10 protein-coding genes are annotated in these 11,722 nt (G+C 52.1%); 7 read left to right on the top strand and 3 right to left on the bottom strand.

Annotated elements, in window-relative coordinates; all coding sequences use genetic code 11:
* The coding region (locus A918_RS0103945; RefSeq protein ID WP_051138978.1) for a PAS domain S-box protein at positions 1-1,779 on the bottom strand (1,779 nt) is incomplete at its 3' end.
* Positions 1,780-2,128: 349 nt separating this feature from the next.
* Here A918_RS0103945 and A918_RS0103940 point away from each other — a divergent pair.
* Together A918_RS0103940 and A918_RS0103935 are read left to right on the top strand one after the other, a co-directional pair.
* Entirely contained in the window at positions 2,129-2,383 is a 255-nt protein-coding gene (locus A918_RS0103940; protein WP_022709794.1) for a GlsB/YeaQ/YmgE family stress response membrane protein, read from the top strand.
* Positions 2,384-2,467: 84 nt separating this feature from the next.
* The gene (locus A918_RS0103935; RefSeq protein WP_022709793.1) at positions 2,468-3,127 is read left to right on the top strand and encodes a YoaK family protein; all 660 of its coding nucleotides are present in this window, start codon (positions 2,468-2,470) and stop codon (positions 3,125-3,127) included.
* Positions 3,128-3,136: 9 nt separating this feature from the next.
* On the opposite strand, the gene A918_RS0103930 is transcribed toward A918_RS0103935, so the two are convergent.
* On the bottom strand, positions 3,137-4,018 hold the full coding sequence (locus A918_RS0103930) for a LysR family transcriptional regulator (RefSeq protein WP_022709792.1): 882 nt from the start codon (positions 4,016-4,018) through the stop codon (positions 3,137-3,139).
* Between the two features lie 112 nt (positions 4,019-4,130).
* On the opposite strand from A918_RS0103930, the gene A918_RS0103925 reads away from it, so the two are divergent.
* The 4 genes from A918_RS0103925 to A918_RS0103910 all read left to right on the top strand — a co-directional run bounded on the left by A918_RS0103925 (position 4,131) and on the right by A918_RS0103910 (position 8,920).
* On the top strand, positions 4,131-5,627 hold the full coding sequence (locus A918_RS0103925) for a CoA-acylating methylmalonate-semialdehyde dehydrogenase (protein ID WP_022709791.1): 1,497 nt from the start codon (positions 4,131-4,133) through the stop codon (positions 5,625-5,627).
* 562 nt (positions 5,628-6,189) lie between these two features.
* On the top strand, positions 6,190-6,972 hold the full coding sequence (locus tag A918_RS19360) for a DUF6065 family protein (RefSeq protein WP_022709790.1): 783 nt from the start codon (positions 6,190-6,192) through the stop codon (positions 6,970-6,972).
* Between the two features lie 108 nt (positions 6,973-7,080).
* Positions 7,081-7,968 carry a pyridoxal kinase PdxY gene (gene pdxY / locus A918_RS0103915; RefSeq protein ID WP_022709789.1) on the top strand — a complete coding sequence of 296 codons (888 nt, stop codon included), beginning with the start codon at positions 7,081-7,083 and terminating at the stop codon, positions 7,966-7,968.
* Between the two features lie 265 nt (positions 7,969-8,233).
* Positions 8,234-8,920, top strand: coding sequence for a carbonic anhydrase (locus A918_RS0103910; protein WP_022709788.1), 687 nt, complete (start codon positions 8,234-8,236; stop codon positions 8,918-8,920).
* A gap of 64 nt (positions 8,921-8,984) precedes the next feature.
* On the opposite strand, the gene A918_RS0103905 is transcribed toward A918_RS0103910, so the two are convergent.
* On the bottom strand, positions 8,985-9,824 hold the full coding sequence (locus A918_RS0103905; RefSeq protein WP_022709787.1) for a lytic transglycosylase domain-containing protein: 840 nt from the start codon (positions 9,822-9,824) through the stop codon (positions 8,985-8,987).
* A 510-nt stretch (positions 9,825-10,334) separates the two neighbouring features.
* Here A918_RS0103905 and ffh point away from each other — a divergent pair.
* Positions 10,335-11,722 (top strand): signal recognition particle protein (gene ffh, locus A918_RS0103900; RefSeq protein WP_028233356.1); only part of this gene is annotated, 1,388 nt, incomplete at its 3' end.

The raw sequence follows: 11,722 nt of genomic DNA, 5'->3' as shown, positions 1-11,722 counted from the left end.
GCCGCGCCGCGCTGGCTTCTCCACCAGCGGGCCGTTCTTTTCTATCCAGTAGAACCGGAAACGGCCGTTTTCCACACGCCAGCTGATTTCGATATGTCCGTCAGGTGTTGAGAGCGCACCATATTTGACAGCATTGGTGCCAAGCTCATGCAGAGCCATGACCATGGATAAAGCCTGCCGTGACCCAAGCGTAACGGGAATGCCGCTGATGCTGATCCGTTTTTCACCGGCTCCGGCATGAACGGACAGGCTGTTGGTGACAATATCTGCAAGTTCGGCACTGACAGATTTTGCCCCTTGGGTCAGCACGTCCTGTGCTTTGCTCAGCGCCATAATACGGGCTTCGAAGGCGGCTCTTGCATCTTCCGCGCTGGTCGTACTGCGCAATGTCTGATTGGCAATGCCCTGAATAACCGCAAGAATATTCTTACTGCGATGGGCCAGTTCTGCGGTCAGCATAGCCTGCTGTTCTTCTGCATTTTTGCGGTTTGTAATATCCTGTACGATACCACGCATACGCACCACAGCACCCTGATCGTCGCTGATGAGTTCCGTTGAAAGTGCAACCCAGCGCTGTTCATTATTATCCAGCCGGTGAATAAGATATTCGCTATAGCCGGAACGGGGCAAAGCCAGAGAACCGGATTTTGCCGCATCGGTTTTATGCTCGTCACAGTTGCGGGGCGACATCAGCTTTTCAAAAAGCTCAATCGTAATATTGGTGTCCGGCACAATGCCGTAAATCTGCCGGATCTGGTTGGTGACGGTGATGGTGCGGCTGATCAGATTTATATCGAATGCCCCGATCCCGCCGGCCTCCTGAGAAAGACGAAGCATTTCTTCCTGTTCGCGCAAGCGTTCCTGCTGCTCGCGAACGAATGTACGGTCCATGAGGATTTTGAGAAAACCCTGCATATGGCCGTCCTGATCGTAGAGCGGCAAAAGCTGGCCGCTTGCCCAGAACCGGCTGCCATCCTTGCGCATATGCCAGCGCTCCACCGCATCCTGCTTGTGGTGCAAGGCGCTGACACGGCGCATTTCCGGTACATTTTTCTCACGCTCTTCCGGTGTGAACAGGATATCGACTGAAGATTTCAGCACTTCCTCTTCTGTCCAGCCGAATAATCTGCGCGCACCTGCATTCCAGCTGGTGACCTGACCGCTCAGTGTTGTGGTGATAATCGCATAGTCCAGCGCATTATCGATAATAAGCTGGTTCAACTGTTCTTTGTGTTGCTGCCGGTGATGGCGCGCCTGCATTTCCATATGCGAACCGGCGATCTGTGCCAGCCTGCGAAAATCCTTGAGTTGCTCGGCAGATAAATGGCGCGGCTTTTTATCGAGTATCAGCATCGTGCCGAAAATGGTGCCGTCATGGCCGGTCAGTTTTATTCCGGCATAAAAACGGTAAGGCGAGGTTCCGGTTACAAACGGTTCGCCGGCAAAGAGCGGCGTTGTGCTTGCATCGCTGACGATAAAAATATCATCGGCGAGCAATGTCTGGCGGCAAAAATTATGTCCGGGAGGAGGGGCGTTCAGCGTGAGGCCGTAAACGGCTTTAAAAATCTGCTGCTCTTGGGAAATGAGATTGATAGCCGCGACCGGTGCGTCGCAAAGTCTGGCAGTCAGCGCTACCAGATTATCAAGAACAGGATGATTTTGTCCGTTCATGATTGTAAAGCGCGGTAAAACAGCCTGAAATAATGAAGATGCTTCGGACAATCCGAAAAGATTACTGACTGAGGTATCCCATCTGGCTTCCACCTGCGTATCCCCCATGCGAGCTTGTACTTTAGCAAATGTATAAATTTACACGATTTTAACAAGCGGAATATTTGGAGGTCAGTATCTCTGATTTTGAGGATGAAAATAAGGCGTTTCTTAAAATAGTGTTAATTTGTAAAGCCGGGCTTTGTATTGTCTGTTTATGTCTGTGCCTTGTGTTTATGAAAAACCGGCTTCTGATTTTACCGGCACAGCTCTGATCCTGTTATATTTATTGATTTTATTATGCAGCCATGTGGTCTTTAATGCGTTATCCTGATGATGCGACCGGTCATTGTTGTCGGAATAATGAGCGGAATGCAGTAAATTCTGAAACAGGCAGCAATTAATATCGGAGATAATAATGGGTGCAGAAAGTTTACTGGTCTTTCTTATCGTAGGTCTCGTCGCCGGCTGGCTCGCGGGTCAGGTCGTGCGCGGTGGTGGTTTCGGTTTGCTCGGAAATCTCGTCGTTGGTGTGATCGGCGCGTTTCTGGCTGGCTGGTTGTTGCCGCGTCTTGGTTTCGCGATTGGCGGCGGTGTCATTGCCGCGATTGTGAATGCATTTATCGGTGCTGTTATCTTGCTGGTTATACTGAGACTTGTAAAACGAGCGTGATCTTTTAAAATTCATTATTACAGCCTGCCGGAACAGAAACCGGCGGGCTTTCATTTGTCCTGACGCTTGTTTTAGTGAGTTGTGATGACGCCTCCCGCCCGTTTGCTGACCGGTCTGGTTCTCACTGCCGTTGCCGGTTTTGTTGATGCGCTCGCTTTCATTGAGCTGGGCGGTTATTTTGCCTCTTTCATGAGCGGAAATACAACGCAGCTCGGGCTGGCAATGAGCGGACCTGATGGTCGCGCGCTGCAATTACTGCGCGGACAAAGCCTGTTTATGCCGCTGCTGCTGATCGGGCTGTTTTTCAGCGGGGCGTTTCTTGCGTCTTTTATCAGTGCCCGTGAGCAACACTGGTATTCAGCACGGGTTATGCTGCTGGTTATCACGTTTCTTTTAAGCACCATGCTGCTTGGTCAGATCCAAGGATTGGCATCAATGCCGGTCATTTTGCTGGCGGCGGCAATGGGGGCGCAAAATGCTGTGTTTAAACCGCATGGGGCAGCACGGCTTGGCACAACTTTTGTGACCGGAACGATTTTTAACGCCGCGAATGATCTGGCGCATAGTTTACGCGGACAGGCTCCGCGGTACCGCTGGCTGCAGCATATTTATGTGTGGCTTTCACTGGTCTTTGGTGCAGCCTGCGGGGCCGTTTTATATACCGGCACAGGTATCTGGTCGCTTTTCCTGCCCGTCGCAGTTCTGACCCTGATGCTGGTCTTTTACCGGCTCAAAGAGAAGTGAGCATCGCGCCTAAATAAATAAATGGCGCTCCTGCTCCACCAGACCGGAAATGTAATCGGCAACAATATGGATGCGGCGCAAGGTGCGGGCTGTTTCATGATAGGACAGCCAGTAGGAGCGCTTGATACGTTTATGGGGCAATATTTCGGTCAGATCGGAATATTCGCGGGCAATGAAACCGTGTAAAATACCGATGCCGGCTGCGGCTTTGACAGCTTCAACCTGTCCCAAAGCACTCGAAACCTCAAAGGCAGGCTGCCAGTCGCGGCTGATTTCCCGTGCATAATCCAGTGTCGGCGTGGCAACCAGATCCTCCACATAGCCGATCAGCCGGTGATGATTTAAATCCTCAACAGTGTGCGGTGTGCCGTAACGTTCAAGGTAGTCTTTGTGCGCATAAAGGCCGAGATTGTAGCCGGTGAGTTTACGGGCAATCAGTCTGCCGGTCTCCGGTCGCTCGACACTGATGGCAATATCAACTTCACGGCGTGAGAGTGAGAAAGAGCGGGGAACGGGCACGAGCTGAATGGTCAGATCGGGATAGAGTGCTGAGAAACGCGCCAGTCTGGGGCTGAGAAAATTCACGCCGAAGCCGTCCGGTGCGCCGATCCTGATTGTACCGGCCACAGTAATATCCGCATTGGCCAGATGGGCATGGGCGCTGAGCATTTCTGCTTCCATTTTTTCTGCGGAGAGCAGAAACTCTTCACCGGCCTGCGTGAGTTCCGAGCCATTGGTGCGCCTGTTGAGCAATGTGGTTTTCAGGCTGCTTTCAAGTGCGGTGAGTCTGCGTGAGACTGTTGTGTGGTTAAGGCCGAGCTTCTTGGCCGCGCCGAGAATTTGTCCGGAGCGGGCAACAGCCAGAAATATGCGAATATCATCCCAGTTCATGGCTTAAGCTTATATATATTTTTGCACAACGGATACGCTTTTCGCCTACTTGAAAACTATTTTTTGCAGGGCGATGATGGAACAGAGATTTTAAATTTGGGAGAGAGTTGTGATGAGACAGGTCGGGCATTTTATCGGCGGCAAACATGTGGCAGGCGCAAGTGGCCGGACAACAGAATTTTATCAGCCTATGGATGGTGCGGTGCTGGGGCAGGTTGCTCTGGCGACCAAAGACGAAGTGCGTGCAGCGGTTGAAAATGCCAAGGCGGCGCAGCCTGCCTGGGCTGCAACCAACCCGCAGCGCCGTGCGCGTGTTTTGCGCAAATTTCTGGAACTGGTTGAGGCTGAATATGACAGCCTTGCGGAATTGCTGGCGCGTGAGCATGGTAAAACCATTCCTGATGCCAAGGGCGATATTCAGCGCGGTCTGGAAGTGATCGAATTCTGCCTTGGTGCGCCGCATCTGCTGAAAGGTGAATTTACAGATGCTGCCGGTACCGGCATTGATGTCTATTCCATGCGCCAGCCGCTTGGTGTTGTGGCCGGTATCACGCCATTCAACTTTCCGGCGATGATCCCGCTGTGGAAGGCTGGCCCTGCGATTGCTTGCGGTAATGCGTTTATTCTCAAACCTTCTGAGCGTGATCCGGGCGTGCCGATGCGTTTTGCGGAATTGTTTATGGAAGCCGGTCTGCCAGCCGGTATTTTCAACGTGGTCAATGGCGATAAAGATGCGGTTGATGCGCTGCTGGATGATCCGGATGTCAAGGCAATCGGCTTTGTCGGCTCCACACCGATTGCGCAATATATTTACGCACGCGGCTGCGCTAATGGTAAGCGTGTTCAGTGTTTCGGTGGTGCCAAAAACCACATGATCATTATGCCGGATACGGATATGGATCAGACGGTTGATGCGCTGATCGGTGCCGGTTACGGTTCTGCCGGTGAGCGTTGTATGGCGATCTCGGTTGCTATTCCGGTCGGTCATGACACCGCCGAGCGTCTGATGGATAAGCTCATCCCGCGTGTCGAAGCGCTGAAGGTTGGCCCGTCAACGGATGTGTCTGCGGATTACGGCCCGTTAGTGACAAAACAAGCTCTGGATCGTGTACGCGGTTATGTTGATCTTGGCGTTGAAGAAGGTGCCAAGCTGGTTGTTGACGGCCGCAATTTCAAAATGCAGGGCTATGAAAACGGTTTCTATCTTGGCGGCTGCCTGTTCGATCATGTGACCAGAGATATGCGCATTTACAAGGAAGAGATTTTCGGCCCTGTGCTCAGCGTTGTCCGTGCCAAGACCTATGAAGAAGCACTTTCCCTGCCGAATGACCATGAATATGGCAATGGTGTCGCGATCTTCACCCGCGATGGTGATGCCGCCCGCGACTTTGCCTCCCGTGTTCAGGTTGGCATGGTTGGTGTGAATGTGCCGATCCCTGTACCGATTGCCTATTACACATTCGGCGGCTGGAAAGGCTCCGGTTTCGGTGATCTCAACCAGCACGGCCCTGATGCTTTCCGCTTCTACACCAAGACCAAAACCGTGACGTCACGCTGGCCGTCTGGCGTAAAGGATGGTGCAGAGTTCGTCATTCCGACCATGAGCTAACACCCGACTTTTATCTGTTTGCATGTCCTCACCACTTCGTGGCTGCGGGCATGCGGCGGGGTGTCAAGGATGGAGCAGAGTTTGTTATTCCGACCATGAGCTAACACCCGACTTTTATCTGTTTGCATATCCTCACCACTTCGTGGCTGCGGGCATGCGGCAGGGTGTTAAGGATGGTACTGAGTTCGTCATTCCGACAATGAGTTGATATTTCGGCTCTGGCGGGCTGCAAATGGCATTTTGCTTCACTTGCATTTTGAGTTTTTCATTAGCCCTAATCAGGGCTAATGAGGGCTCACATATTTTAGTACGCTCCGCTCCGGTTTTCGCAAAGCACCACTTTCGCCATGCCATAACCGAAATATTGGCAGCGTCTCATTCTGAAACCCCGTTTGCAAAAACGGGGTTTTTATTATGCATACAAGGTCACAATTGGTGGATTTTCCTGACAAAACCGCCAGTGAACAAAACCCGTTGCTCCGTGCCATTGATAAACAACCTGCGGTGACCAGACTTCTTCCTGTCGCCAACGGGTGTTTCCTGACATTCGGAGTTGTGCATCATGTATCTGGAATGTTTTCGCGTCATGGAAAATGCGCCGCAGATTATTTCCGGTCGTGCCGAGCGTGACTGGATGGATGGTTTTCACATCCGGTTTCCCTATCGCTGTCTGCCATTGACCATGGCCAATACGACCGGTTGGGAAATTCTGTGCCCGACAGATATCCGGATTTGCTGGAATGGCGGTAAGGATAAGACGGATGTCACTATATCTTGCCGAGATCGTGAATTTTCGCATTTTGTAGAATCGCATTTCAGCCACGGCGTTGTGACTTTCCATACCGGCTATCTGTTCCGCACACCGCCGCAATGCGCATTGCTGGCAGGTGGTGCGCCCAACCATGTTAAGGATGGTATTCAGCCTCTGACCGGTCTTGTTGAGACGGACTGGCTGCCTTTTCCCTTTACCATGAACTGGATCATGACACGGCCGGGCATCGTGCGTTTTAAAAAAGGGGAGCCGTTCTGTTTTATCCAACTGACGGAGCATCATAAAATGGATGCGGTCAAGCCGGTGATCCGCAGGATCGAGGACGCACCGGTTTTGCAGCAGGAATATGAGACATGGTCAAAGGTGCGGCGCGAATTTAATCAGAATCTTATGAATGGTGATGTGCAGGCTGTTAAACAGGCATGGCAGAAATTTTATTTCAAAGGCGAAAAGCCGGATTCTGATGGTGAGGGGCAGGCGGAAGGGCATGTGAATAAACGACGTTTACCTATGCCGGAAATCGCAGATCAGTCATCTGTTGAGATGCCGGCAGAGAGTGTGGCTGACGCCTGAGAGACAGATTATCGTCTTTGTAGCCCTGTTTCTTATAAAATTGACTTTACTATAGAATCCGGCGGGGGTTCTATAGCGACATATTTATATTCATGCCGGATATCTTCCATGACCGTTTCTGCGCCGACAAGCACCAATGCCGTAATCGTTATTTCCAGCCATGTGGTGCGGGGCTCTATCGGCAACAGAGCAGCTGTCTTTGCACTGGAGCGGCTTGGCTATCCGGTTTGGGCTGTGCCGACCGTTATTCTGCCATGGCATCCGGGGCACGGGCCTGCGGGGCGGATTATTCCTGATGCCGCGCAGTTTTCTTCCTTGATCGGTGACCTGGAGCGTGCGCCATGGCTGGGTGAGGTGAGTGCTGTACTGACTGGCTTTATGAGCAATGCTGCGCAGGTTGAAGCCGTTGCGCATCTCATAGCTGCCATGAAAGCCAAAAATCCAAACCTGCAATATATTTGCGATCCTGTGATCGGGGATATGAAGGGGCTTTATGTGGCGGAAAGCACAGCCATTGCCATTCGTGATCTGTTGCTGCCGCTGGCCGATATCGCCACACCGAACCGTTATGAGCTGGGCTGGCTGACGGGAACGGAACCGGCTGACAATCAGCAACTGATGGAAGCCGCTTTGCGTGCAGGGCCGGAGACAATGCTGGTCACTTCTGCCTTTGCGCTGATGCGCGATAGTATCAGTAATGTTCTGGTGACACGGACGCAGGCTTTGATGGCCGAACACCGGATTGTTCACGGGCCCGGTAATGGTATGGGCGATCTGACCTCGGCTTTGTTTCTTGCCCGTAAGATGAGCGGCATGAATGAAGAAAAATCATTGCAACTGACTACGGCTGCCGTGTTCGAAATTCTTGCCCGCGCAGCGAAACGTGGTGCGGATGAACTGATGCTGGAGGCCGATGCAGCAAGTCTGGAGCGACCGATGGCCATGGTGCAGTTGCGCCGTCTGGTTCATCCAAATCACGGCCAGGTCGCGGGATGAGCGCCTTAGAGGCGCTCTTTTTGCATTGTGGGGCATCAAAGCTTGAAATTTTTTGTAGATAAAATTTTTTTTGATAGATTGTTTGATGCGATTAAAAAGAGCGGAAAATAGTCTGATTTTGGATGAAAACAGGTTGTTTTTGCCGGTTTGAGCCGAAAAATGCAGGGTAAATTGAGCAAGGCAATTTCTGCCCGATGTCTGTGCTGTGTGAAATTCTGACTAATCTTTGATTGATCTTGGCAAAATATGGGTTTATCGAAAAATCATGGTAGATCTTCCAGACACACTCCTCGCCGGTTACCGCAACTTCATGGCATCGGATTTTGCCGATGAAAGAATGCGCTATAAGGAACTCGCAGATCAGGGGCAGACACCGGAAACGATGGTCATTGCCTGCTGTGATTCCCGCGCAGCGCCGGAAATCATTTTCAATACCCGTCCGGGTGAAATCTTTGTTTTGCGCAATGTCGCGAATCTCATCCCGCCTTATGAGCCGGATGGTGAATATCATGCTGCTTCTGCAGCACTGGAATTCGCTGTGCAGAGCCTCAAGGTCAAGCATATTGTTGTGCTTGGTCACGGGCGATGCGGTGGCATTAAAGCGGCGCTAGATACAGATAGCAGCCCGCTGTCTCCGGGTGACTTTATCGGCAAATGGATGAGCCTGCTGGCACCGGCTGCAGAGAATGTCACATCCAACACGCTGATGACACAGACAGAGCGGCAGACTGCGCTTGAGCGTATTTCAATCCGCTTTTCCCTGAATAATCTGCGCAGTTTCCCATGCGTTGATATTCTGGAGAAGAAGGGTCGCCTCTCCCTTCATGGTGCATGGTTCGATATTTCGACCGGTGAATTGTGGGTGATGGATTCGCAGACCGGCGATTTTATTCGTCCGGATACGGATGAAATGCCGATGCAGCCTGAAAGTAATGAAACACCGGCTGCCTGAACCTGAATTCTGATAATAAAAAAACCGGCTTTTCAGCCGGTTTTTTGTTGTCTTTAAGTGACGATTATTTACCGTCGATGGCCTGACCCATAATGGCAATAGCCTGCTGGTAAACGGTTGCAGCGTTCCAGCCCTGAATTGCCACATAGTTTGGCTGACCCTGCTGGTAGCCTGCACCGGCGCGCCAGCCGTGAGCTTTCAGGAAGTTGGCGGTCGAAGCCAGTGCATCGGCGCGGGAGCCAACCATGTCGATATGACCGTTGCCGTCACCGTCTGCACCAAATTTAATGACGCTGGATGGCAGGAACTGTGTCTGGCCGATTTCACCATGCATTGCACCAACAGCATTCGGGCTGAGATCGCCGCGCTGAATCAGCTGCAGAGCTGCATAAAGTTCATTGGTGAAGAATTCCGAACGGCGGCAGTCATAGGCCAGTGTTGCAACAGCTGAAAGTGTGTGCTGTTTGCCAAGATAATTGCCAAAGCCGGTTTCCATGCCCCAGATGGCCAGCAGCGGGCCGGCAGGAACGCCGTAGCGCTGTTCAATCTTGGCGAACAGGGCTGCATTCTGCTTTTTCAGGGTTTTACCACGATTGATGATTGTGGTTGAACCGCGCTTCTTCATGAAGTCGTCGAGTGACAGCTTGAAGCTTTTCTGGTTGCGGTCAGCATTAATGGTTGCTGTTGCGTATTTTACATTGTCCAGAGCGGACAATGCATTGCCTTTGATGCCGCGCGCTGCTGCTTCCTGTTTGAAGCCCTGCACCCATGCCGGAAAGCCAGCGCCGGTATTGCCGCACTGGGCTGCCTGTGCAACGCCGGAAACGGCCAGCACAGCGATTGATCCGCCGATTACACGAATTGCCAACTGGCGGAGAGAAGATTTGATAGTCTTTGACTGCATGAAGCTGCCTCGTTAGAACTTTGCTCGGATGCTTTATAGATTTATATGGTTAACAGGGTTTTACAGAAAATATAATTCCGGCCTGTATATATATGAATGACGGCGATGTCTGTTGAATGAGGCGCACTGTTTTTGTACAGTTCCGTTTGAGCCTGACCGCGTTTTTTAGGTCACAGTTTAAAATGGGCGGAAGCATTTTATATTTAATCACGCGTCTGATGATTGCTTCCTCTGTAAAGGACGCAGCAAAAGCTTGACTCATAAACTGCAGATCATGTAAAGAACGCGCGATAATTCCGCTATGAGTATATGTTCTCAGGCAGCCGACCGGGACCCGTATGGTATAAAGAGATCCCGGAGGTCAACATCCGACAGCGCAGAGCGCCCTCGGGTGCTGTTTTGCTTTGGATGCAGCTCCGGTTTATAAACCGTCTGTCATATATGATTTCGGGATGAACCTGCACTCAGATCCGGCACATGACCGGTCTGAACAGAGATTGGGAAATTTGGATGTTTGAATCACTTCAGGAGCGTCTTGGCTCTATTCTGAACGGTCTGACCGGACGCGGGGCTCTCTCCGAGTCCGATGTTGCAGGCGCGTTGCGAGAAGTGCGCCGTGCGCTGATTGAAGCGGATGTGTCGCTGGAAGTGGTTCGCTCATTTACTGACCGCGTACGTGAAAAAGCGGTTGGTGCGGAAATTCTGAAAAGCATCAAGCCTGGTCAGATGGTCGTTAAGATCGTCCATGACGAACTGGTGGAAATGCTCGGCACCGAAGGTGTGTCCATTGATCTGAATGCACCGGCACCGGTTGTGATCATGATGGTCGGTTTGCAGGGGTCGGGTAAAACCACCACCACCGGTAAGCTTGCCAAGCGCCTGACTGATCGCCAGAAGAAAAAAGTTCTGATGGCCTCGCTTGATACACGCCGTCCTGCCGCGCAGGAACAGCTGCGCCAGCTCGGAACGCAGGTCAGCGTTGATACATTGCCGATTATCGCCGGTCAGTCACCGGTAGAGATTGCCGCGCGCGCCGTACAGGCTGCCAAGCTCGGCGGGCATGATGTGGTGATCCTCGATACTGCGGGTCGTACGCATATTGACGAACCGCTGATGGTGGAAATGGCGGATATCCGCAAAGCCGCCAATCCGCATGAAATTCTGCTGGTTGCCGACAGCCTGACCGGTCAGGACGCTGTTAATCTGGCGCGTAACTTTGATGAGCGCGTTGGCATTACCGGTATCGTGCTGACCCGTATGGACGGTGACGGTCGCGGCGGTGCGGCGCTTTCGATGCGTGCGGTTACCGGCAAGCCGATTAAAGCGATTGCCACCGGCGAAAAAATGGATGCGCTGGAGGAGTTTTATCCGAAGCGTATCGCTGACCGTATTCTCGGCATGGGTGACATTGTTTCGCTCGTCGAAAAAGCGGCTGAAACCATTGATGCTGAAAAAGCAGCGGCAATGGCCAAGAAAATGCAGGCCGGCAAGTTCGATCTCAATGATCTGGCCGAGCAGCTCAAGCAGATGAAAAAGCTGGGCGGTATGGGCGGTATCATGGGTATGATGCCGGGTATGGCTGGCATGAAAGACAAGGCAGCAGCTGCCGGTCTTGATGACAAGCTGTTTGACCGCCAGCTCGCAATTATCGGTTCTATGACCAAGGCTGAACGCGCCAATCCGGATTTGCTGAAGCATAGCCGCAAGCAGCGTATTGCCAAAGGTTCGGGCAGCAATGCTGCTGACATTAACAAGCTTCTGAAAATGCATCGCCAGATGGCTGACATGATGAAAGTCATGGGCAAAGGCAAAGGCGGCATGATGAAACAGATGATGGGCGGCCTTGCCGGTAAAATGGGACTTGGTGGTCTCGGCGGTATGGGCGGCCTCGGGGGCGG

The organism is Pseudochrobactrum sp. AO18b (assembly GCF_000409565.1).
In the GTDB taxonomy this organism is placed as follows: Bacteria; Pseudomonadota; Alphaproteobacteria; order Rhizobiales; family Rhizobiaceae; genus Pseudochrobactrum; species Pseudochrobactrum saccharolyticum.
The sequence above is the reverse complement of the archived record's forward strand: the minus strand, read 5'-3'. Positions and strand labels throughout refer to the sequence as shown.

Bases quoted from the DNA above. Each gene is read 5' to 3' on its own strand.
- pdxY (WP_022709789.1), top strand. From the start codon at position 7,081: ATGACCGTTTCTGCGCCGACAAGCACCAATGCCGTAATCGTTATTTCC.
- A918_RS19360 (WP_022709790.1), top strand. From the start codon at position 6,190: ATGTATCTGGAATGTTTTCGCGTCATGGAAAATGCGCCGCAGATTATT.
- A918_RS0103925 (WP_022709791.1), top strand. From the start codon at position 4,131: ATGAGACAGGTCGGGCATTTTATCGGCGGCAAACATGTGGCAGGCGCA.
- A918_RS0103930 (WP_022709792.1), bottom strand. From the start codon at position 4,018: ATGAACTGGGATGATATTCGCATATTTCTGGCTGTTGCCCGCTCCGGA.
- A918_RS0103935 (WP_022709793.1), top strand. From the start codon at position 2,468: ATGACGCCTCCCGCCCGTTTGCTGACCGGTCTGGTTCTCACTGCCGTT.
- A918_RS0103940 (WP_022709794.1), top strand. From the start codon at position 2,129: ATGGGTGCAGAAAGTTTACTGGTCTTTCTTATCGTAGGTCTCGTCGCC.
- A918_RS0103905 (WP_022709787.1), bottom strand. From the start codon at position 9,824: ATGCAGTCAAAGACTATCAAATCTTCTCTCCGCCAGTTGGCAATTCGT.
- A918_RS0103910 (WP_022709788.1), top strand. From the start codon at position 8,234: ATGGTAGATCTTCCAGACACACTCCTCGCCGGTTACCGCAACTTCATG.